General features: G+C 46.6%; 23 protein-coding genes. 19 read left to right on the forward strand and 4 right to left on the reverse strand.

All coding sequences use genetic code 11. The features are described 5' to 3' along the window. Positions 1-175: 175 nt before the first annotated feature. Both MHH92_RS05060 and MHH92_RS05065 read left to right on the forward strand, forming a co-directional pair. Positions 176-1,474 carry a galactokinase gene (locus tag MHH92_RS05060; protein ID WP_340902395.1) on the forward strand — a complete coding sequence of 433 codons (1,299 nt, stop codon included), beginning with the start codon at positions 176-178 and terminating at the stop codon, positions 1,472-1,474. 166 nt (positions 1,475-1,640) lie between these two features. Continuing rightward, a complete protein-coding gene (locus tag MHH92_RS05065; RefSeq protein WP_340902396.1) occupies positions 1,641-1,922 on the forward strand; it encodes a hypothetical protein in 282 nt (93 codons plus the stop codon). 103 nt (positions 1,923-2,025) lie between these two features. On the opposite strand, the gene MHH92_RS05070 is transcribed toward MHH92_RS05065, so the two are convergent. Continuing rightward, positions 2,026-2,562 (reverse strand): hypothetical protein, encoded by a 537-nt coding sequence (locus MHH92_RS05070; protein ID WP_340902398.1) that lies wholly within the window; start codon positions 2,560-2,562, stop codon positions 2,026-2,028. Positions 2,563-2,752: 190 nt separating this feature from the next. Here MHH92_RS05070 and MHH92_RS05075 point away from each other — a divergent pair, with 190 nt between their 5' ends. The 3 genes from MHH92_RS05075 (at position 2,753) to MHH92_RS05085 (ending at position 4,176) form a co-directional block, all read left to right on the forward strand. Next, entirely contained in the window at positions 2,753-3,115 is a 363-nt protein-coding gene (locus MHH92_RS05075; RefSeq protein ID WP_340902400.1) for a hypothetical protein, read from the forward strand. A 73-nt stretch (positions 3,116-3,188) separates the two neighbouring features. After that, the gene (locus tag MHH92_RS05080) at positions 3,189-3,542 is read left to right on the forward strand and encodes a hypothetical protein (RefSeq protein WP_340902401.1); all 354 of its coding nucleotides are present in this window, start codon (positions 3,189-3,191) and stop codon (positions 3,540-3,542) included. Between the two features lie 376 nt (positions 3,543-3,918). After that, positions 3,919-4,176, forward strand: a complete 258-nt coding sequence (locus MHH92_RS05085) for a hypothetical protein (protein ID WP_340902403.1) — start codon at positions 3,919-3,921, stop codon at positions 4,174-4,176. A 118-nt stretch (positions 4,177-4,294) separates the two neighbouring features. Here MHH92_RS05085 and MHH92_RS05090 read toward each other — a convergent pair whose 3' ends face one another. From MHH92_RS05090 to MHH92_RS05100, 3 genes are read right to left on the reverse strand one after another with little or no spacing between them, the layout of a single operon-like run. Beyond that, positions 4,295-5,458, reverse strand: coding sequence for a Ger(x)C family spore germination protein (locus MHH92_RS05090; RefSeq protein ID WP_340902404.1), 1,164 nt, complete (start codon positions 5,456-5,458; stop codon positions 4,295-4,297). Continuing rightward, a complete protein-coding gene (locus MHH92_RS05095) occupies positions 5,455-6,957 on the reverse strand; it encodes a spore germination protein (RefSeq protein WP_340902406.1) in 1,503 nt (500 codons plus the stop codon). Before MHH92_RS05095 ends, MHH92_RS05090 begins: the two co-directional genes overlap by 4 nt. Beyond that, a complete protein-coding gene (locus MHH92_RS05100; RefSeq protein ID WP_076253397.1) occupies positions 6,929-8,050 on the reverse strand; it encodes a GerAB/ArcD/ProY family transporter in 1,122 nt (373 codons plus the stop codon). Before MHH92_RS05100 ends, MHH92_RS05095 begins: the two co-directional genes overlap by 29 nt. A 195-nt stretch (positions 8,051-8,245) precedes the next feature. On the opposite strand from MHH92_RS05100, the gene MHH92_RS05105 reads away from it, so the two are divergent. From MHH92_RS05105 to MHH92_RS05170, 14 genes are all read left to right on the forward strand, one after another. Continuing rightward, positions 8,246-9,139 carry an NAD(P)-dependent oxidoreductase gene (locus MHH92_RS05105; protein WP_036606250.1) on the forward strand — a complete coding sequence of 298 codons (894 nt, stop codon included), beginning with the start codon at positions 8,246-8,248 and terminating at the stop codon, positions 9,137-9,139. 278 nt (positions 9,140-9,417) lie between these two features. Beyond that, a complete protein-coding gene (locus MHH92_RS05110) occupies positions 9,418-10,149 on the forward strand; it encodes a nuclease-related domain-containing protein (RefSeq protein ID WP_036606252.1) in 732 nt (243 codons plus the stop codon). A 266-nt stretch (positions 10,150-10,415) separates the two neighbouring features. Beyond that, on the forward strand, positions 10,416-11,306 hold the full coding sequence (locus MHH92_RS05115) for a hypothetical protein (RefSeq protein ID WP_340902410.1): 891 nt from the start codon (positions 10,416-10,418) through the stop codon (positions 11,304-11,306). A 227-nt stretch (positions 11,307-11,533) separates the two neighbouring features. Next, positions 11,534-13,309: a cache domain-containing sensor histidine kinase gene (locus MHH92_RS05120; protein ID WP_340902411.1), complete on the forward strand. Its 1,776-nt coding sequence runs from the start codon at positions 11,534-11,536 to the stop codon at positions 13,307-13,309. Next, positions 13,306-14,370 (forward strand): response regulator transcription factor, encoded by a 1,065-nt coding sequence (locus MHH92_RS05125; RefSeq protein WP_340902412.1) that lies wholly within the window; start codon positions 13,306-13,308, stop codon positions 14,368-14,370. The genes MHH92_RS05120 and MHH92_RS05125 overlap by 4 nt, the downstream gene beginning before the upstream one ends. Positions 14,371-14,640: 270 nt before the next feature. Then, on the forward strand, positions 14,641-15,558 hold the full coding sequence (locus MHH92_RS05130) for an ABC transporter permease (protein ID WP_047844113.1): 918 nt from the start codon (positions 14,641-14,643) through the stop codon (positions 15,556-15,558). A 14-nt stretch (positions 15,559-15,572) separates the two neighbouring features. Then, positions 15,573-16,442: a carbohydrate ABC transporter permease gene (locus tag MHH92_RS05135; protein ID WP_036606256.1), complete on the forward strand. Its 870-nt coding sequence runs from the start codon at positions 15,573-15,575 to the stop codon at positions 16,440-16,442. A gap of 60 nt (positions 16,443-16,502) precedes the next feature. Next, positions 16,503-18,158 carry an extracellular solute-binding protein gene (locus MHH92_RS05140; RefSeq protein ID WP_338707874.1) on the forward strand — a complete coding sequence of 552 codons (1,656 nt, stop codon included), beginning with the start codon at positions 16,503-16,505 and terminating at the stop codon, positions 18,156-18,158. 343 nt (positions 18,159-18,501) lie between these two features. Continuing rightward, positions 18,502-18,948, forward strand: a complete 447-nt coding sequence (locus MHH92_RS05145) for a tellurite resistance TerB family protein (RefSeq protein ID WP_036606259.1) — start codon at positions 18,502-18,504, stop codon at positions 18,946-18,948. Between the two features lie 35 nt (positions 18,949-18,983). After that, on the forward strand, positions 18,984-19,577 hold the full coding sequence (locus MHH92_RS05150; RefSeq protein ID WP_036672556.1) for a TerD family protein: 594 nt from the start codon (positions 18,984-18,986) through the stop codon (positions 19,575-19,577). Positions 19,578-19,667: 90 nt separating this feature from the next. Beyond that, complete coding sequence (locus tag MHH92_RS05155) at positions 19,668-20,243, forward strand: TerD family protein (RefSeq protein ID WP_036606264.1); 576 nt, start codon at positions 19,668-19,670, stop codon at positions 20,241-20,243. A 93-nt stretch (positions 20,244-20,336) separates the two neighbouring features. Beyond that, a complete protein-coding gene (locus MHH92_RS05160) occupies positions 20,337-20,918 on the forward strand; it encodes a TerD family protein (protein ID WP_036606267.1) in 582 nt (193 codons plus the stop codon). Positions 20,919-20,948: 30 nt separating this feature from the next. Further along, positions 20,949-22,205, forward strand: coding sequence for a TerD family protein (locus tag MHH92_RS05165; RefSeq protein WP_340902421.1), 1,257 nt, complete (start codon positions 20,949-20,951; stop codon positions 22,203-22,205). 191 nt (positions 22,206-22,396) lie between these two features. Beyond that, positions 22,397-23,617 (forward strand): HpcH/HpaI aldolase/citrate lyase family protein, encoded by a 1,221-nt coding sequence (locus tag MHH92_RS05170; protein WP_340907625.1) that lies wholly within the window; start codon positions 22,397-22,399, stop codon positions 23,615-23,617. The last annotated feature ends 16 nt before the right edge of the window (positions 23,618-23,633 follow it).

Consider the following 23,633-nt stretch of genomic DNA (forward strand, 5'->3'; position numbering starts at 1 on the left):
ATCCTATTTTTACATTAAATAACTTCACAAAACGCTTACAAACTTTCAATTCTACCCTACCTTTTCCGCTACGAAGCTGAGATAATGGGAGAGGAATAAGGCATGAAACAGATGCGTCAACCATGTTCACCAACAGTCTAAAAATAACAGCTGTATATCCATAGGAGGATTATTAATGACGACACAACCATTGAATCTGATCCAATCCACGGAGGGCCAAGCGTTGCTTGCCCAAATGTATGGACAATCACAAGTAGTGGAACAGACTGCACGTTACACAAAGCTGAACGCAACGTTTGAAGAGTACTTTGGCGCGCAAGAGGGAAGCAAGTTGTTCAGCGCAGCAGGACGCAGCGAGATTGGCGGCAACCACACGGATCATAACCATGGTAAAGTGCTGGCGGGCAGCATTACGCTGGATACACTTGCGGTGGCTGCGCCAACGGCAGAATCGGTTATTACTTTTTATTCGGAAGGTTACGACAAGAAATATGTAATCGATCTCACAGATCTCACGCCAAATGCGGAAGACGATGGCACAACAGCATTGATTCGCGGTATGGCTGCGGGATTCGGAGAATTTGGACACCAGGTTGGCGGCTTCCAAGCGTACATCTCCAGTAACGTATTCTCGGCATCAGGACTCAGTTCATCGGCGTCATTTGAGATGCTGATCTGTACGATTTTGAATCACTTCTATAATGATGGAGCACTGGATGTTGTAACCTTGGCCAAAATTGGTCAGTATGCGGAGAATCACTATTGGAACAAACCTTCCGGTCTGCTGGATCAGATGGCTTGTGCGTACGGTGGACTCATTGCTATTGATTTTGAAAATCCTGCACAGCCGGTCATCGAGCCTGTTCAATGGGATTTCCAACAAAACGGATACTCATTGGTCATTGTGAATACAGGCGGTAACCACGCCGATCTGACGGAAGATTACGCTGCTGTGCCATATGAGATGAGAGCGGTTGCTCAGGCGCTGGGCAGTGAGTATGTTCGGGAAATTACAGCTGAAGCAATCTACGCCAACCTCAAGAAGGTTCGTGAAGCTGCTGGGGATCGTGCCGTGCTGCGTGCGCTTCATTTCCTGGAGGAAAATAATCGTGTCGATGGTCAGGTTCAGGCGTTGCGTGATGGACGTTTTGCTGATTTCTTGAAACTGATTACGGCGTCCGGTAACTCATCATGGAAGTGGCTGCAGAATGTATATCAGAGTGGTGCTGTGAAGGAACAGGAGATTGGCATCGCGCTGGCACTGACCGAGAATTATCTGCAAAACCTGGGTGATGGCGCTTGTCGTATTCATGGTGGTGGATTCGCAGGGGTTATTCTGACGATCCTTCCAAACGAAAAAGTAGAAGAGTATATGTCTTGGATGCATGACATGTTGGACACACCGATTATTGTTGTTAATGTGCGTGCACAGGGTGCAGTATGCCTGAATGCATTGATTGCTAACGCGAGCTAAATAGCACTCAGTTAAATAGTTCTAGCATGATTCTACGAAGTCTGGGCTATGCCCGGGCTTTTTGGATTGTCCATTTTTTTTAAAAAATTCAAACTTTGAAGGTCTGTAATGTGTTATTTAAGTAGAGGCTATATCTCAATATTCTTCATATGGGAGGAAGGGTCAGATGATTACACCTACAGTGGCTGGTCAGGAAGAGGCTCAATTATTCGAGGAGTTGCGGTGTGCGATCGATGAATTCGAAGATGGCGAGCAGCGGCAAATAGTTCTGAGTCGGATGGTCAGACAGCTCAGGTTCGCCAAGTGGCGCAAAGACCGGATGCGCAAAGTCGATGCATACTGCCAAAGGATCAAACCCGCGACACTTTGGATCATCTTAGCCACAGGCGCACTTGCACCAGTCTTGCTGTTTAGCATGTTCATCTGGGTATCATTGTGGGTGGAATGAAGCTGTAGAGAAGAGGGATAACAATATGAAGTTAATAAAAAGAACCGTTAACCATCGGATTATCGTATTCCGACTGTAACGATTCTCTGAGCTATCTTTAGGGTTAGTGGGACATTTGCGTAGATTTACCGTCTAAGGATTGCACTTGTCCCTGAATGTACTGGTGGTAATCACGGAAGCTGCTGATGTGATGCAAGGAATCAGAATTCTCGGACTGAATCTTAATTTTGCCGTCCTGAGGCAATTTTTTCATCTCAGCAATGACGGATTTGGAACCTTGGATATCACCGGACATGTCCTGGATTCGCTGTAATAATGCCGGATGTCCCTCATGCTGGAGCATTTCGGCGAGCGGTCTCATTTCCTCCAACTTTTGACTCGACCGTTCAAGTGTGGTCATCACTTTGTCTCCATCTGTACTTGCGCTAAGCGAAACCATTCGGTGAATATGGTCTTTCTCCATTCGCTCAAGCGCCTCAAGATGAGAAGCTTCCAGTCGTTTGGGATCGCTCCAACTCTCCGATCGAACGGTGTCATTCTGTTGCTGGGATGCATTATTCGCAGTGCCATTACCACAGCCCCATAACAGAGATGAGCAGGTTAACACGGCTCCAACGGCGATGATACTTTTTAACCTCATGCTGTCACTCCTTCGATAATTTCCTGAAGGTAGTATGAGCAATAATATCCAAAATCATGCTTCTTCTTTTCATTTCATTCCCAGTATGTAGTTGAATAACCTTTTAAAATCGAGAGTACATATCTTCGCAAATTTTTGTAGCCTGTATTTTCACGTGAAATTGCAACGGTACGTAGCGAGGTGGAAAATAATGAATCTGTATACTAATAACATATGGCGCTGGACCATCAATCTTCTGTATCCTGCCATTATCTTTGTCTTCCAGAGCTGGGGCCCGATATTGGATTCTTGGACAGGTCCTATTTTGTTCGTCGCGGTGTTCTGCTTTCTGTGGAGCGATGTGAAAGACTTGTTCCTCTCGACAGGATTGACATGGTTTATTGCCATCCCGTGTTGGTGGTATTGGATTGAACGTCCGAAACCATCGTTCGGTGCAGAACATTTTGTGGCACATCTATGGTTAATTGTACTTATGTATATTGTCTTTGTGCTCATTCCTCAGACCTTAATCCTGACTACTCGGTTGCGGGTGATGCATTATTATAAGAAGTGAAAGTTAGTAGAGAATAGGCGGCCGTTGGCCGTTTTTTTAAAATAAAATGAACGCATGGGAGAGAGTTCAATTGTTGAGCAAAGATATAACAAGAAGTAAAGAAAGAAGTTTTTTGTATATCATGATTTTCACCTTAATATATGGTCTGACATTACTGATCTGGCCGTTGATCGCATTTGCCATGGGAATGTCGCTCGCTGCACCCACTCCTTCTGAGTATCAGGTGGCAAGTCGTTTGGAGGGCAATATACTGATGTCATACCCAATCTGTGTTATTGTGGCCTTGGTTTCGGGTTGGGTTTCTTATCATGAGAAAAGATACATCTTTCCTTACTGGATCATGCAGTTGCCATTGTTATGGATTGCTGCATGGATGCTGGTAGATTACTTCGGGGCAGCACTATCTGACATACCATTTCTACGATAATTAATTGTTTATAGAGATTCAATTTTAAGGAGAGGTTAATCTATGCCCAAGACAAGCAACCGTCGACGGGTAGCGTACGTGTTGTTCTTTGTATTGGGTGGCTCTGTTTTTGATACGCTCTTGTGGTCCGCAGGACATCGACACAATCTTAAGCGAAGAAGGTATTCCCCCAGAACAGGTAAAGCTAGTTACAACTATTGAAACGCGAACACAAATGGTATTATATCAAGATCTCACTACGAATAACCTGACTCCTGCTTTGATTCAGCAAAAGATGTGGTTCTCCGAACTGGCCAGAATAGGCGGTGGTCTGCAGGATAATCCGGTCGAGCCGCTTTCTTCTCATATATCATGATACGAGGAGTCTAAAGGCAAAATGATCTATATTATATACGGGTATCTCCACGATGCTGACATTACCCAGGTGCATATTCACTACGAACCAAATCTGGCCTCTTCACGGTTGGAAGCGGAAATCGTGGAATCATCTTCCGATCAATCCAACGGGAGGTTGTGGTATGCGGTAATCCAGCAGCCGATTCACGAGATGATATGGGACATAAAAGGGTTGAATGACGAAGGTCACGTCATCTACTCATCTCTCGATAGTGAGGTTAGGAAGCAGGCTGGCTGATGGAATGGAAACTTCGCTGTCATAGATCTGCATGACCCGAACTACAAACGAACTACCTCCATCTACACAAACACCCCTTATCCGGCTCCAGACGGACAAGGGGTGTTTCGCGTTCTGGCTACACTTTCCGTTTATATTTCCCTGTATACGGGATCGTGAGGTGGATTTTCAGATCCTTAATCGAGTCTTCCGTAAGCATCATCTTGCTCCCGTTGTTGGATAACTTACGCCAGAGTTTCGGATTTTTGCGATACAGCTTCTCCTGAAGACCGTAAATATCCACACCACGCTCAAGGCCGTGACGATAGGTCTGCATGATCTGCTCCCGCAACTTCACTTCACTAATCTGGATCATCTCCTCATAAGAGGTGGGCACCAGGTATTCGTACAGGGCGGTGAGGTAGTGGGCATCAATGTTGAACGTAACGTCTTCACCCTGAATGACAGGTTTAATTTTGATCTTTGGTAATCCTACACTGAGCGCCCCGTAGATCGTTCCATCCTTCTGCACAAGCAAGGGAGCACGCCGCATGTCCTTGATTAGCCAGTGATAACCGGGAAGCTGACTGCGTGGAAAGTATTCAAAGTCATAACCAGTCTTTTCGAAAAAGGCCCCTTCCACCAGAAACAAATCATGTTTCTTCTCATTCTCAGCCCACTGAGTATCGTTCAATGCAATACTTGGCAGATACGTCGTGGTAGCGGGATCATTATGTGTTGCAATGAGCTTAAAGCTAAGCACAGGCGGGTACAACGATTCTTCCATGTACGTGGGAAGTGGATTGTGAAGAATGCTGTCCAGTGGCGACATATTATAGATGGACGTTGCACTAAGAATTTTCTCCAGAGGCGCTCGTGTTCCATACACCCAGGTTGTATAACGGGATTCTGGAAACCGTCCCAGCATGTCGAACACTTCTTTGATATGTTTGCTGGTCAGCACACCTTCCGCCATAACAATGGCTGTCACATGCCCCCAAGCCATGTGTAATTGAGCCGTACGGAACAGCTCGTTCAGCGCCAGACTCATGGTTTTCCCTTCGGCATGTCCGACCCATACAGGCGGTGTATCTGCACTTTTGGTTGAACTTTCACTTTTGGCGACACTTGCAAAATCCAGCGTTTGTACATACAGATGATACATGCCGTCCTTATAATCAATCCCAAAGGCTTTGGCGTAGTCTACCTGTTGAATCTCAAAGGCACTCCAGCACCCACTCGTCATCACGCACATCGATAGGCTTAACAGACCTAGCATATATCGCTGTAACAAGTGTTTCATCGTTCGTTCCCTTTCTTGCGGGGCTCCTGGGTCTCGAGATAGACGGGTCTTCGTTTACCTAACCCCTTTGGCAGTTTGAATAATGAAGCTATCGCTTGTTTGAAATGAAGCGGTGTTAACGGCGTGAGATATGGAATGCCAAATGATTTGAGATCGGTCAGGTAGATGAGGAACATAATCAACGATAGGATGAACCCATAGATGCCGAGGGATGCCCCCAGGACAAAACAAAGGAACCGCAGGATCAGCACAGAACTGGTCATGACCTGATTCACAATGGTTGCTCCAGCTACGACGGTAACTGCGATGATGACAATCATGAGGGGAGAGACCATGCCGGCTCGAATGGCGGAATCTCCGATAATCAGACCTCCAACGACAGTTAATGTCTGGCCGATGGCACTTGGCAAACGTACCCCTGCCTCACGGAACAGCTCCATCAGCAGCATAATGAGAAACATCTCCATTCCCGATTCCATCGGAAGTCCCATGCGTCCAACTGAGATCGTTGCGACTAGAGGAAAGGGGATCTGATCCATATGAAAGGATGTCAGCGCAATATAGAATCCGGGCAGGAACACGGTGATCATCAGGCCAAGAAAGCGCAGCATCCGTCCTACGTTCACAGGCAAGAAGGGAAAGCTGGCATCCTCCGGGGATTTGAGCAGAAGAAACAGATTGACTGGCCCAATGATGGCGCTGGGATTGCCGTCTACAATGAGGATAAAACGTCCATTCAGGAGACATTCTGCAGCAAAGTCAGGCCTGCCCGTATAATGGGTGACGGGAAACAAAGTAATCTTCGAAGGCGACAGCAATTCTTCCAGTTCATTGGCGGTCAAGATGCGTTCGGTCTCAATCTTACGCAACCGATCCTGGACGTCTTCGATTAGCTCCGGATTGGCGATATTCTTGATATACATCAATGCCACCTTGGTTGCAGAACGTGTACCGATCAGTTCGATATTACAGGCCAGTTGGTTCGTACGCAGACGGGTGCGTATCAAGGCAACATTAACGGCAAGTGGTTCAATGAACCCATCTCTTGCCCCGCGGATCGAAACTTCGGTGGTCGATTCCTCCGGTGTCCGAGTAGGGATGTTAGATATATCAATACTCCACATGGTTTGCAGGGATGGTATACAGACTAACATATGACCTTCAAAAACACGGAGAGACATCAGTTCAGTTCCAAATGCCGGATCTTGCAGATCCATTCGGGTCCAATCCAGGCTGATGCACTTTTCAATGTCGGATGTACGGATAAAGTGTGTATTTTCATATGTTCGTCTGAGTTCAGGGAGAATAATATCGTAGATCGCTTCACTATCTACCATACCGCTGCAATAGGTCATAATGAGTTGCATCGGAGGTTCTCCGATCATATGACTATTGATGATGACATCATCAGATCCGGCAAAAAAGGTATTCAGGTTATGCTCGTTCATTCGGAACGGTTCAACGTCAGGATTATTCTTGGGTTGGGTTGAGATCGGCACGTTTGGGAGCCTCCTTGTCCTTTTTGTGGATTAATGCGGCAATGGTCAATATTACGGTAACGATGGATACATAAGCGAGCATGACCGGGAACTGAATATGGTCCACATAATAATCCACGTAATCAATGCGCCACCATTGCATCGCCATGAAGCTCATGATGACGGTAATGGTGAGAATCGCGATATATCGTTTCTTCGGTCTGCGGAAATTCAGCAGATCCACGATGAGATACATGGATATGGCGACCCTTGCGAAGGAACCACTGAGCCACTGATAGATGGACAGAAAATCAACGTGTTGCAAAAGTTTGCCGATATTCACAAGTTTCCATTGCTCATAGGGACTGTTTCGTTGTTTGGCTGCTTCTTCGGGACCAAATTCCACGATGGCTCCGATGGTTGGTCCGATCGCCATACTGAGCATAAACACGCCAAGGATCAGAACGTGCCACCAACGAATTTTGCCTTTGACTTCATGTTGGAATAACATAAGAATCCAGATTTCCATAAGCCCGGCAAGAGAGTAGATCATGCCCCGCCACACGGGACCCATGCCGTTCTCCATAATCGGGAACAATAGACTGTAGTCTTTGTATTTCATATTGGCGGACATTACAAAATAACCTAGCAAAATTACAAAGGGCAGTAGCAGACTGGAAGTCATCGCAATGGAGCGTATGCCTTTAGCCGCTGCCCACGCAGCAACCAGTGCTCCGCCACCTGCCAGAACATAGGGAGGTGTGAATTGAAGATACGTGGATACGGTCCAGTTGGTTGTCTCATACAACGTATGTGTGCCAAGCGTGAACAGCAGAATGGAAGCGGAGATTCGGAAGATCCAGGAAGGGACCGCCCCGAATTCTCGCGTAATCCAATCTGTTAATCGCTGTCCACGTACTCGCCGAATGATGATATACATCATACATAGAAACAACATGAAAAAAGGGCCAGCCGCCACGACAGACAACCATCCATCCCTGCCTGCTGCTTCGAGAATTCCTGGAATGGACAAGACATGGCAGACCAGTCCGGCACTTAATAAAATGATGGAAAAGGACAACCAAATGGTAATTTGACCTTTTTCACGACTCATGCGAATCCTCCTTTCCAATGAAGGAAGTTTCCGTTAGGTTGTACAGCATACAGGAAGTTGATTCCTTTTTCAGATTTTTTCACAGAAAGCTGCAAGCGATATGGACGGACTACGCAGAAAGCTTTAACATACAGATATAGCAATGTCGAAGACAAGCACCGAGCGAAGCATAGAGAAATAGGGAGGAAACCTGCGATGACAAATACAACGAAGGCACCTGGAGAGACAAAAGTTGGCTTTATTGGTACAGGCGTGATGGGTAAAAGCATGGCTGGGCACATCCAGCAAGCGGGATATCCGCTGCATGTGTACACGCGAACTGCTGCCAAAGCGGAAGCGTTGGTGAAGGAAGGTGCCGTATGGCATGACACACCAGGCAAACTGGCTGCTGCGTGTGATGTCATCATAACGATGGTGGGGTATCCGAAAGATGTAGAGGAGATTTATCTCGGTGAGGATGGTCTCGTAGCCAATGCCAAACCGGGTTCATATCTGATTGATATGACAACATCCAGTCCGCTACTGGCTGCACGAATCTTTGAAGCTGCGGAAGCCAAAGGACTGCATGCACTGGACGCGCCTGTGTCGGGCGGTGATATCGGAGCGCAGAACGCGAAGTTGTCCATTATGGTTGGTGGTAGTTCGGAGGCCTTTGAAGCCGTGCGTCCGCTGTTTGAGCAGATGGGCACCAACATTGTGCTGCAAGGCAAGGCGGGAGCCGGGCAGCATACCAAAATGTGCAACCAGATTGCCATTGCCTCTGGCATGATGGGTGTATGCGAAGCACTTGCCTATGCCAAGACGTCTGGTCTGGACGCGGAGACCGTGTTGAAGAGCATTGCTACCGGTGCAGCCGGAAGCTGGTCGCTCAGCAATCTCGGTCCGCGCATGATCGCAGGCGATTATGAGCCTGGATTCTATGTGAAACATTTTATCAAAGACATGGGAATTGCACTGGAGTCTGCAAAAGCGATGGGCATGAAAACGCCTGGGTTGGCCCTGGCCGAATCCCTGTATCAGGAAATAGCGAATAATGGGCTGGAAGAGAAAGGTACTCAGGTGCTCTACACCTATTATCTTCAGGCTTAACAACCAAGAGAACAGCAGCGTATTCTTTTTCTATTCAGGAAAGGGTTGCGCTGTTTTTTTTCAATTTTGCGGCTTGTTTATGCGTCTAAAGTCACGAAATTGGTTAAATGTTCATATGTACTTTGCGTATTGGAGAGATTTTGATCGTTTTCCCTTTATTTTTACCCCGCTTTATCCGACATAAGTAATAGAAGTTTACATAATGAATGTGTCAAAGGATGTTATTCCTCCTGTAATGGTCACCCGTAACCCACACTATAATAGAACGGAGCTTGCCCATGTTCAAGAAAATCCTGTCTCTGTTCAAGACACAACCAGAGCTTGCGAACCAGATTACAGCCTCCGCTTCAGCGTTACCATCAACGACAACCATTCCCCCGCGTATGGTCCGTAGTAAGCGCAAGAAAAAGGCGGAAGGGGATTGGACACGCCAGCCGGAGGAGCCTAGCACAGCAGATCAGCTGATAGGTCTTCCAAGTCAATATAAAGTGCTGAACGATCTGCTCGTTACCAATCCGAAGTCACGCTCCGGTTATTCGCAGATTGATCATGTCGTGATCGGTCCTCGGGCAATCTTTGTGATCGAAACCCGAAATCTGACGACAGGTGAGATTCGCGGCGGAAGAAGAGAGGCCAATTGGTCGGTCAGCAGCAGCCGGGTCAAAATGTACAATCCACTCATGCAGCATCGTGCACATGTGGAAGCCATCCATGCACACCTCGGAGACTACAAAAGAGTACGCCTTGTCTCCATGGTGACCTTCACCAACCGTTGCCGCATCAGTGTTGATCCTGCTGTGAGGTATGTGAACTCGGATGAACTGATCATCTACGATCATGAGTTGGTGGAAACGATTCAGCGGAAGACGGAACGACTTGAGAGTGAGGTTCCCGAAACCGTATTTCAAGAGAAAGATATTCAGGCGATCTACGCTCTGTTATCATCGGTTAATTCCACGGATCCTCAGATTCGGTCAGAGCATATGGAGAAGGCCAAAGGGATCAAATAATTACGCTTCACAAACACTGTTGTCCATACGGGCGGCAGTGTTTTTGCGTTGCGGTGGTAGTTAATGCACGCCTAGTAAAAGGCTTTAGACACAGGTATATCGTCGTATACAACCGGTTTTTAACTTATGATAGAATGTAGACCATGTCCAATTGTGTGAATCAAGCATGTTATATGAAAGGATATTTTTGTAAGTAGGTGTTCAAGTCTTGGAGCCAGAGGTTAATGGTTCTCAGGAATATACATACGATAGGGGAAGATTATACGATGAAATGGAATTATACGATAAAGACGTTCACAGTTATGCTTGGTTTGGCAACGATTCTGACAGCTTGTGGTGGCGGAGCTAAAGAGACGTCATTGCCGGAGTCTGCTTCCGGTACAGAAGTTGCTTCATCAGAAACAAGCAGCCCAAATGCTGCTGTAACAGAAACCGCAGCAACCGGTTCGAAGGGGAGTGAGGAGACAGGTTCAACTACAGAAGAATCTTCTTCAACTGACGACGGCAAGATTGGAAAGGACACCACACTGGAAGAGTTGAAGCAGCAGTATGCCGATAAACTTGGTTATATCCGTATCCCGCTTACGGATCATCCGGTGCGTCGAGTCAGTGAGGAACGTTCCAAAAATATTAATGTGGCCAACTATAGTGATGCCGTTGTGGACATGAATGCAGAGGTTCCAATTCATTCCGATTCGCAGCGGTTAATTGATGATGCCTTTCCATTTTTCACAACCGTACAAGCACCTGATGAATCTTATATAAATTGGGAAGAAGCAACCAATCTGGAGCGTGCCATGGTGAAAACACTGTTTATCGCCCGTGAAGGTCTGCTAATTACTGAGGATGCGATGAAAAATAAGGATTATAGCAGTACATCATTCCAGGATTCGATGGATTTCTTCAGGGTCACAGCGAAATTTGAATCCATGGCACCTGTTGCACAGCATCCGCGTGACATTACGTTGAGTACGCTATACGACAAAGCACGCACGTCATGGGGCAAGCTTGCTGCGATGGACCCGGAGCAGGATGAAGCGGCGTTTGCCGAGATGTACAAGACGACGAGAACCGATGCCAATAATGCCATGGGGTTGCTTAATGTTCTGTTGTCTACGAATGAGGAAGAACGGATCAAAGAAGTTTACGGGGAATAAAAATGCCGTGATCCAGAGTTAATCTGAATCATCCTGGTAACATGTCTGGATCACATGCCTACAAACTCTGACTACCGCTTGAAGCGGGGTCAGGGTTTTTCTGGTTTTTTCCAAGAGGTGTATGATATGTTTTTAGGAGTAAGACATGTACGGAATATAGGTGAGGTGTGTGAAAGATGTGGTGGATGAACTTTTGTAAACGCTTTAAATTTAAAACGAAGCTAATCTTGTTTTTATCTACCGCAACGGTCTTAATCTCCGGAATCACAGGGTTGATCACCTATCGCATCCATATCGACCTGTTCAATGAAGAGGTCAGTCGCCAGTATAGTCTTACCGCAGAGCAGATTCTTGCACGTCTGGATTCCAGGGTACACGACATGTATAAAGTCACCGATTATATCACACTGAATCCCTCCGTAAAAAATGCCATCAAAGCACAGACCTCTGGCATCTCGTCCTACGATCAGATGAAGCTGGAAGATGAACTGGATGATCAGTTGTATCAGGTAAGGCTGGATGCACCGGAGATCATGGGGCTCCGCATATATGACCTGAAGGATAACATATTTAATCTCGGCGCCTTTGCTGGCTCATTTCAACAGATGGATCCTTCCTATCTGGCAGAGATGGTTCATAGACTGGAAGGAACGGGCGGCGAATATGGTTGGAATCGTTTGGGGCCGGATGCTTTCTTGCAGGAGGAACAATCCAATTGGATTCTGGCGGGACGATTAATGCGGTCTGTTGATCTGGAGACCTATGGCGTCATGCTAATTCTGTTTAACACCTCGTTGTTCGAATCGTATCTCAAAGATCTGCGACTGAATGAGGAAGTTGCTGTCTACTTGTTTGACGCAGATGGTGAGCTTCTATATGCCTTTCATAATCAGGATGCGGATCCACCCCCACTTACCGAGCTAAGCCTAGGGGCGACGGAGATCAGGGACGAGCAGGGAACAACCCAATTGTATACGAAGCAAACGTCAGACAAAGCGGGCTTCACCCTGGTCAGCAAGGTCTCACTGGCTCAGATTCAGAACAAGGGAAAGATTATTGTAAAAGTTGCTGTGTTCTCTGCGGTAGCCAGCATATTTTGCTCCTGGTTCATCATTACCGTAATTAGCGGCAGACTGTTGCGTCCACTTGCGAGTCTAGTCAACGCGATGAAAAGAGTGCGTGATGGACAGTTCGATACACGGGTACGGATCGAGACACGGGATGAGCTCGGTTTCATCGGTGAACGATTCAATGCAATGGCTTCCCGGATTGATACGCTTATACATGAAGTGTATGAGCGCGAACTCAGTGAAAAAGAAGCTGAACTCAAAGCTATTCAGGCCCAGCTGAATCCCCATTTTCTGTATAACACGCTGAGCATGTTTTTCTGGAAGTTCTATATGCTTGGTGATGAGAAATCGGCTCGCCTGGTCACTGCCTTGTCCGAGATGTTGCAGTATACGCTGGAACCCGTGCAGCAACTAACGACCGTACAGGATGAGATGAAGCAAATAGATCACTACCTGCAGATTCAGCAGGCCCGGTATCAGGAAGCCTTGTCGATTGAAATTGCCGTTCCTGCTGAATTGTTTCGCTGTCAGGTGATCCGACTGTTGCTTCAGCCCATCGTGGAGAATGTTTTTGTTCATGCCTTCTCGGACAAAAGGAACAACCGCCATCTGGAGATTCGTGGCTCGCGGCAAAACGGGCATGAAGGAGAGCCGGATCTGCTCATCATTGAAATTTCAGATAACGGCTGCGGCATGCACGCATCGGTCATTGAACGCATTATGAAGCCAGTGGCACATGCCGATGAGGAACGTCAGCACATTGGCATGCGGAGTGTACTTCGAAGAATTGAGTTGATTCACGGTGAACCCTACGGTGTACAGATCGAGTCGACTGTGGGAGAGGGTACGCTAGTACGTCTTCGTTTGCCTTATCAGATCGGTGAGGACTCATGCCGGGAAATTCAGGTGACTGAAAGGAGTAGGTTCTGTTGAATGGACGTATGCTTGTAGTGGATGATGAAGCATTATTTCGTCAGGGTCTGATTCATCTGGTTCGCAATAACCCCCTCGGGTGGGAGGTCGTTGGGGAAGCGGCCGATGGAGAAGAAGCGATACAGGCTGTACACAGCTACACACCTGATCTGATCATTACGGACATCAACATGCCTGTGATGGATGGTCTAGATTTGGCCGAACGTATACACGAGAGTGGACTGGACATTATGATTATCATTTTGACAGGTTATCGTGAGTTCGAATATGCACAGCGTGCCATCCGATATGGGGCAATTGAATTTTTGTTAAAGCCTTTCTCTCTCGATGAAGCATGTCAGGTGTTACAAAAAGCACATGAACGATATCGCCGAAAACAGTCTGACATTCGGATCAGGGAACAATACAGCCAGGTGGACCGTACCGAGAGACTGCGAGAGGAACTGACTTTGTTGCTGCTCCACCATCAATTCGGATCGATAATGAATCGGATCGAGATGTTGCTAGAAGAAGCGTCCGGGATGAGCTTGTCACAAGGCAAAGCGGAGATTCATATGCTTATGAAGGTCATGACGGACTTACTGGTACAACAGCTTCAGCCTCAGGAATCCAGTGGTATGGACTCAACTGCCCCAGATCCACTGCTCTGGATTCATACCATACCTGAAGTCATCGCTTGGGCGAGATGCAAGAGCGAAGAGTGGGTGGATATGCTGATGCGGCTAACTCAGGAACAGCAGGATCATGTCGTTACACGTGTTATACAGTATATTGAAATGAACTATTCCAGCACATGCACGTTGCAGGCCGTGGCTGCCCATGTTCATGTGACTCCCAACTACTTGAGCCATTTGTTCAAAAAAGAGACAGGACAAGGCTTCAGCCAATATGTCAGCAAGCGTCGAATTGATAAGGCGAAGCTACTGCTGCACAGCACTCGGCAGAGCATGGCAGATATAGCGGAACTGACCGGGTTCGATAACTCCAGTTATTTTACAACCGTATTCAAACAGATGACGGGGGTATCGCCCCGTGAATATCGCAAGCAAGTAGCCAAGTGAAGTGCCCGGTAGAAATCCCCCTCGAATGCTGCAGGGTCACAATTAAAGAGAAGCCTCCTCTTAATATCTGTTTGTTTCCAAGGGCAACCCCACCATGTGGGGTTATTTTTGCGTAGAAAATTATAAAAGGATCGTTAAATAACAAATGTTTACGCTTACATTTTTATCTAAAATACAACTATAGTACATCAACAGCAGAGAGGAGTGATGGATGTGAAGGGGGAACTGACCGCAGGTCCGCCGTCTGGATTACAACCGCCGGACAGTGAAATGAAGCATCGGATTCGGCAGCAGCGGCTTCGACGATTCAAGATGAATATACCGTTAATCTTGATGTTTGTTCCGGTGATTATGTTCTACCTTACCTTTCGTTATGCACCCATCGGAGGGCTGGTCATGGCCTTTAAGGATTACAACTTCTATGATGGGCTGTGGAACAGTCCATGGGTGGGCTTTCAGCATTTTCAGACGCTGTTCAGTGATCCGCGCACGGTGGAGATTATTCGCAACACCTTGTTCCTCAGTCTGTTAAGCATCATTATCGGGTTTCCCATTCCGATCATTCTGGCCATTATGCTAAATGAAGTGCGAAACATGGCCTTTAAGCGAACGGTGCAGACGGTGGTCTATATGCCACACTTCTTTTCCTGGGTCATCATTGCGATGATGATCATGACGGTTTTCTCTTTGGAAAATGGGATCGTCAACCGCTGGGTCGAGGCCTGGACGGGAGCGCCTTATCCGTTCATGTACAACAAGGGTTCGTGGGTAGCGGTGTTTGTTGGCTCAGGGATCTGGAAGGACATGGGCTTTAATGCCATCATTTTTCTCGCGGCACTAACGACCATTGATCCGAGTCAATACGAGGCTGCACAGATGGATGGGGCCAGCAAAATGCGCCAGATCTGGCATGTCACCCTTCCGGGTATACGCTCTACCATTATTCTCCTGCTGATTTTGTCGATGGGGCGGGTGATGGAGGTCGGATTCGACCAGGTGTATATGCTTCAGAATTCCAATGTCAATGAGATAGCAGATGTAATCAGTACCTATATCTACCGCACCGGTCTACAGGGAGCACAGTTCAGCCTGACAACAGCGATGGGATTGTTCGAATCACTGGTTGCATTTATCCTCATTTTCAGTGCAAATTATATCGCGCGTCGATTTAACGAAGGTTTGTGGTAGGGAGGGAGAACAGCATGAGAAAAACCAAAGGAGAAAAAGTCTTTTATCTAATCAATTATGTATTGTTGTCATTGGTTGCCGTCAGCTGTATCCTGCCCTTACTGAACATTGTTGCTTTGTCATTTAGTGATGCGAGAGCGGTTGTTTCAGGTCAAGTGGGGTTATGGCCCGTCGATTTCACCTGGTTCTCCTATCACAGCCTAATTACGGGAACGCCGATTCTGAATGCATTCTGGAACAGTGTGGAGATCACATTGATCGGTACAGGGCTCAGCATGGCGGTGACGATTATGGCGGCATATCCGCTGTCACGTAGACATTTTTACCACCGGCGCTTCTTTACGATGGCGATGGTGTTCACGATGATTTTTAACGGTGGACTCATCCCGACTTATTTGGTCGTGCAAAATCTCGGTCTTGTGAACAGTTACGGCGCGCTTTGGCTACCGGGTCTGGTGAGCACGTACAACATGCTGATTATGCGATCTTATTTTGAAAATCTGCCGGGGGAAGTGGACGAGGCTGCGCGCATCGATGGTTGTGGTGAACTGGGGCTTTTGTTCCGAATCGTGTTGCCATTATCCAAACCTTTGCTGGCGACTATTGCTCTCTTTTACGGCGTGGGTTACTGGAATTCGTTCATGAGTGTGATGATTTATATCAATGATACGTCCAAATACAACATGACCGTGCTCGTCCAAAATATGATTATGTCCAATCTGAATGTACAGGATTTTACCGATCCAACGATGATATCTAATCTGACCCCGGAAGGCATCCGGGCAGCAGCTGTCATTGTGATGGTTATACCCATTTTGGCAGTGTATCCGTTCTTGCAGAAGTACTTCGTTAAAGGGGTCATGCTTGGATCAATTAAAGGTTAAAGCAGGCTGTGGGTTAACCCGCATGGGTTCATAATACAGGAGAGAAAGAGGGTCTTATCTATGGCGTTAACGATGAAGGCATGGATGAAGTCGGGTCTCGTTCTGGGCTTGATCGGTGGTTTGCTGGCGGGATGTACAGGAGGTAACGGTAGCGAACAGGCGGAAGGCGAAGGCAACAGGGGGAACATTACGTCAACGATCTATGATCGGGGCGCGGTCCCAAGCGGCATGGGTACGATCGAAGATAATATGTGGTCCAAGTGGATTAACGAGAATGGCCCGGCAAATGTAAAATATACAGCAGTTCCCCGCTGGGAGTCCCAGTCGAAACTTAACGTATTATTCGCTTCTGGCAGTGCACCGGATATTATTTTTGAATTCGGTACGCCCATCCGTAACACACTGTTTAATCAGAAACAGCTGATGCCGCTGGATGAGTTGATCGAGAACTCGAGTGTGGAATACAAAGCCTTGATGGAGAAATATCCCCAACTCAAGAAGGCTGGCATCAAAAGCGATGGTAAGCTCTATGAAGTGGGACGTATGAACGAGGTGTTTCCACTAACGAGCTTTTTCATTCGGGAAGACTGGCTGGAAAAGTTGAATCTGGAGGTACCGACTAATGAGGAAGAGATGCTGGCGGTAGCCAAGGCCTTCACGGAGAATGATCCCGATGGAAACGGAGCTAAGGATACATACGGCATCGGTGGATTCCAGTTCGGTGATACAGCGGGTCTATTCCGCTATATGTACAACGCCAACTGGGTGAATGTGAAGGACGGAGAGATGGTGGTTGGTCCCAACAACATGAAAGAAGCCACGGCATTCAAACGTGCATTATATGAAGCAGGAGTAGTGGATAAGGACTTATTGACTGACAAGGACGGGGCCAAGGCGAAGCAGGATTTCCTGAATGGCAAAATCGGTATGTACGCGGCCATGACTTCGGATTATACCGGGTTTGCGGCGAAGGAACTGGATACGCTGATGCAGAATGTTCCTGAGGCCAAATTAAAGGTCATCGCTCTGCCAACCACGTCCGTAGGACAGCACACGATGGTGTGGAATAACCCGGTTCAGATGACTGCAGCTGTGAATGCACGAGCCAAAAATCCGGAAGCAGTTATGCAATATATCGATTTTCTGACCAAAATAGAGTCAGGCCGAACCTTCAAAAATGGATTTGAAAACACGCATTATACGCTGAACGATCAAGGCTGTCCGCGGATCTCGGATCAGGAGAAATACAAGCAGGAGATCAGCTGGGCAGGCGATTACGCCATGTTGTACAGCCGTCTGGAGGAAGGCAAATGCGGGTACACAGAAATGCTGTTCAGCGAAGAGATCCCATCGCAGAAGGAAGGACTTCGACTATTCAAGGAAGCGCGTGAGGTATACATGACGGATCTTCCGGTAGGAGAGGGTGTTACCCATTCGGAACATATGCCGCAGCTACCCAAGGATCTTCAGGTGAAGTTGACCAATGTGACAACAGCGATCAATGATATCTTTACCCGTTCCATCATTGGCGGAAGCAAATATACAGTCGAACAGGCTGCAACGGAAGCACAGCAGAAGTGGGAGCAAGGCGGGGGCCCGGAGATTGAAGCATGGTACAAAGACTGGTGGAGCAAGGAAAAGGATAATGTACTAGTCTGGGACGACTTCTATGAAATCTATGAACAACAACAGGCTGATTTTGAAAAATCGGAATAAATTCACGGATTCAAATCATTCATGAAATTTATAATTTTGGTGTTGGTAGAAATAAGCGCTCTGATCCCCTGATCAGAGCCTTTTTATGTTGGGGCTTCAAATAGGGGAATATTTGACTGAAAAATGAAGTGAATAGAAAGTTCTCGCATCTCGCTTGAAACTATATCCAGAACGATGCGTATCATAAGGTATTAATTGTTTTTTAATGTAGAAAATTGCCGTATTTCAGAGTATAGTTAAGGAATAATTTAACTTATATTCAACATGATGTAGATATGAAAGTTACTGAAAAATCTTGAAAAGAATGTACGGAACACCAGGTTGAAACTATTGGAGGTTGAGTATGAGTTCATTTAAAAGCTGGTTAAATTCAACAAAACAAGGACTTGAAGAGCAAGTCAAAAAGTTTAAAAATAAAGATTTTATGGATGCCGTGGTTGCAGGTTGTGCACTGGTTGCTTTTGCAGATGGTTCCATTGACGAAGCGGAAAAGAACAAGATGGCCGGTTATATCAACCTGAGTCAGGAATTGAAAGTATTTGATATGGCTGAAGTGATTACACGCTTTAATCATTATGTCGCGAACTTTGAGTTCTCTCCAGAGATCGGGAAGCAGGAAGCGCTGAAAGCTATTGGGAAATTCAAAGCCAAGCCGGATGTAGGACGCGTTATTGTGGGTGTATGCAGTGCGATTGGTTCAGCTGACGGCAACTTTGATGATCAGGAGAAAAGAGTCGTTGCTGAGATATGCATCGTACTTGGACTGAACCCGAGTGAATTCAATCTCTAAGTAGCTATTTTACATATGAAGGGAGGTGAAAATCAGTGGCAAGCATTAATTTGGTCAAAGGACAGAAGATTGATTTAACCAAAGGCAATGCAGGACTTACTGAGGTGATTGCTGGTCTCGGTTGGGACCCGGTAACTGCCAAAGGTTTCTTTGGAAGAAAAAAACAAGCGGATATCGATTGTGATGCATCGGCGATCATGTTGAATGAGGAAGGCAAGTTGGTCAAGGACTCCAACCTGGTTTGCTTCCACAACAAGCAAAGTGCATGTCGTTCGGTTATCCATTCAGGTGACAATCTAACAGGACAGGGAGACGGTGACGACGAACAGATCAAAATGGATCTGTCCCGTATTCCTGCTGATGTTCATAAAGTATTAATCGTTGTTAATATCTACGATTGTGTCAATCGCAAGCAAGATTTTGGCATGATTGAGAAGGCTTATATTCGTATTCTGGATGGTAAAAATTCCAGTGAGCTCGTGAAGTTCAATCTATCCGAAAACTACACAGGTTCAACGGCGTTGATCTGTGGTGAATTGTATCGTCATGGAGGCGAATGGAAATTCTCGGCAATTGGAGAGGGTTCCCATGCGGTACATATCAACGAACTCGCTCGCAGGTACTCCTAAGGACAAGATTTAACCTAAATCGACAATAATCCTGATATTCATATGTCACGATAACTACAATACACTTAAATAAGCGAGGATGATCATACGATGGCAATTAATCTCTCTAAAGGTCAAAAAATCGATCTGACTAAAACGAACCCAGGTTTGACAAAAATCACAGTAGGCTTGGGCTGGGATACCAATAAGTATGATGGCGGAAAAGACTTTGACCTGGATGTATCGGTATTCTGTGCCAATGCAAACGGTAAAGTAGAAGGCGAGAAAAACTTCATCTTCTTCAACAATCCACAAAATGAAAATGGTTCTGTTGTTCACACCGGTGACAACCGTACAGGAGATGGCGATGGTGATGATGAGCAGATCAATATCGACCTGCCTAACGTACCCGCGAATGTAGAGAAAATTGCATTCTCCATTACAATCTACGAAGCTACAGAACGTAGCCAGAACTTCGGACAAGTCTCCCGTGCTTATGTGCGAATCGTCAACGAAGCAAACAGCGAAGAACTGATTCGTTTCGACCTGGGAGAAGACTTCTCCATCGAAACAGGTGTAGTTGTTGGTGAATTGTATCGTCATAGCGGCGAGTGGAAGTTCAGTGCCATTGGTAGTGGTTACCAAGATGGATTGGTTGGATTGACACGCGACTACGGTTTGCAATAGGACGTACAGTACGACTTACAGGATGGGAAGAACCGTCTCCTGGACGGTTCTCCTTTTCATTTAATCACATATTTTGGAAAGGTGGAAAAACAAATGACGATCAGTCTTGCCAAAGGACAACGTATTGACCTGACTAAGACGAATCCGGGCCTTACCCGTGTGGTGGTTGGTTTGGGTTGGGATACAAACAAATATAGTGGTGGAGTCGACTTTGACCTGGACGCTTCGGCTTTTTTGTTGTACGAAGATGGAAAAGCCAAAGGTACGGATGACTTTGTTTTTTACAACAATCCAAGCGGCGGTGCGGGTTCAGTAACACATACTGGTGATAACCGTACAGGTGAAGGTGATGGCGATGATGAGCAAGTTGTTGTTGATTTCAGTAAAATCCCTGCGCACATTCACCGGATCGGTATTACCGTAACCATCTATGATGGAGATGGACGAGGGCAGAATTTTGGACAAGTCTCCAATGCTTTTGTTCGTGTTGTAGATGCTGCAAGTGATCGGGAAGTGCTTCGTTTCGACCTCGGAGAGGACTATTCCACAGAAACAGCTGTGGTGTTCTGTGAGTTCTACCGTGCAGGTGCAGACTGGAAATTCCAGGCGGTAGGCAGTGGCTTCACAGGTGGACTATCTGCTTTATGCAAAAATTACGGGCTGGATGCACAATAACATAACTTGGCATAGAAAGGTGAATCTGCTATGGCGATTTCTGTCGTGAAAGGCCAGAAGAGTGATCTGACCAAAACCAATCCGGGCTTGTCCCGTCTAACGGTAGGCATTGGTTGGGAGGCAGCCTCGGGTGTAGAGCTGGACACATCAGCATTCCTTCTGGGTTCAGACAATAAAGTGGCTGGAGATGAGGATTTTATCTTTTATAACCAGCCCTCTACCGCGTTTATCACGTATATGGATGGTGGACAGGTTGGTGGCGAGAAGAAACAATTCGCTATTGATCTTGGCAAAATCCCTGCCCGAATTGAGAAAATCGCCTTCAGCTTGACGATTCATGACGGTGAAGCACGACGCCATCATTTTGGACAGGTTCAGCATGGTTTTCTACGGTTTGCCAATGCAGCTACAGGTCAGGAAGTGATGAGATATGATCTGGGAAGCGGTTTTACAGTGGAGACCGCGATTGTCATCGGTGAATTGTATCGTCATAACGGAGAATGGAAGTTCAATGCAATAGGGTCGGGTTTTGCAGGTGGTTTGAATGCACTCTGCGCTAACTTTGGTGTGGATGTGGACGGTGGATCAGACGCTGCGCCAACCACATCAACCGTTCCCCCGACAGCTGTACCGACTCCACCACCCCCGGCACCCGCACCAGAACCGACGCCTGCTCCTGTGAATTCGATCAATTTCAGCAAAATTGAATTGAAGAAGAAGGGAGACACCATTAACCTCAAGAAAAATGCGGGGGGACTTGGTGAAATCCTGATTAACCTGAACTGGAATCAACAGGGTAGCAAAGGGTTATTTGGTCGCAGCAAGAGTGTGGATCTGGACTTGGGCTGCCTGTTCGAGATGAAGGATGGTACACGAGATGTGATTCAGGCATTGGGACAGACGTTTGGTTCACTGAATCGTTTCCCTTATATTGCACTGGATGGGGATGACCGGACGGGATCGGTTAAGACGGGAGAGAATCTGCGGATTAATGGTGCCCGTATCTCGGAAATTGAGCGCATCTTGGTATTCACCTATATTTATGGTGGTGTGGCCAACTGGTCTCAAGTAGACGGTGTGGTAACCATTCAGCAGAAGGATGGTCCCGATATCATTGTTCGAATGAATGAATACGGGAGCCCGCTTGGCATGTGTGGCATCGCGATGTTACGCAATGTGAACAATGAGACATTCAGTATTGAACGAATCGTGCAGTTCTATAATGGGCATCAGGCGTTGGACGAGGCTCATGATTGGGGAATGCAGTGGGTTGCGGGAAGAAAGTAATCATTTGTATTTATTCAATATATAAACGCTGTATCGGTCAGCGCCATTGCAAGGATACTGTTGACCAACGTTATCCTCGATAATAGACCATCAATCCCTCCAGACTAAGGAGGGATTGGTTTTTATGCCCCGACAGCTGGAATCAACTATTGCAGATTGGCTATTGCCAAAGGTGCGAGGAGGAGACACCCCTGAAATATTTTAACTTTTTGAGTCTGGAAGAAGAAGATACTTTATTTTTCTCTTCACCCGTCTCGTTCAATCACCGGACTTCCAAAGATCTACTGGCATATGCTGTTGGGGCTGCTCTATATATGCCCGCGACGCGCGCACATATCGCGGACGACATTATGAATGGTAAACATGAAGGTCTGACGACCATTATAATTGATCTGGAGGACGCTGTGGGTGACGACCAAGTAGAGTTTGCCGAGCAGTGTCTGGTACAGCATCTAACTCAACTGATGACTTATATGGAGACAGGCATGCTGAGTCAGGATCAAATGCCTCTTCTGTTTGCTCGTGTACGTTCACCACAACAGTTGGAACGTCTCATTGATACGTTGGGAGAATTGGTGTCCATGCTGACAGGCGTGGCATTGCCAAAGTTTTGTGTGGGCAATGGAAGAGCCTATTTCGACCAGATCCGCAGTTATAATCAACGGAAACCGGATCATTATCCCGTTCTCTATGGAATGCCTATTTTGGAAACAGCTTCAATTATATATCGGGAGACACGTTGGGAGACCTTACTGGGCCTTCGTAACATCCTCGATGATAATGTTGAATATGTGCTCAATGTACGCATTGGTGCGACCGATTTCTCCAGCCTGTTTGGACTACGCCGAAGCCCGGAATTGACCATATACGATATCGCCACGATCCGTGACTGCATCTCGGATATTATCAATCTGTTTGGACGAATGGACAAGCCGTATGTGATCTCAGGTCCTGTCTGGGAATATTTCAGTCAGCGGGAGCGCGTGTTCAAACCTCAATTACGACAGACTCCATTCGAAGAAACCCTGGGCAAATCAGGGCTGCATCTGAGAATGAAATATATTACGAACACAATGGATGGATTGATGCGTGAAGTCATGATGGACAAGGAAAATGGAATTGTAGGCAAAACGATCATTCATCCTTCTCATATTAAACCCGTACAAGCGATGTACGTTGTTACACATGAGGAATATTCCGATGCCCAAGACATCATCGCCCGTAATGACGGTAGCCTGGGTGTGTTCAAAAGTAATTACTATAACAAAATGAATGAGATTAAACCACACTTGAGCTGGGCGAATCGAATTCTAATCCGATCACAAATATATGGGGTGTTACATGAACAGCAGCATTTTGTCGGGCTCTTGCCCAAGCACGAACAACAACATAACTACGTTCCCAATTCTTGATCAATTCAGTCTGAAC

The organism is Paenibacillus sp. FSL M7-1414 (assembly GCF_038003195.1).
Taxonomy (GTDB): Bacteria; Bacillota; Bacilli; order Paenibacillales; family Paenibacillaceae; genus Paenibacillus; species Paenibacillus amylolyticus.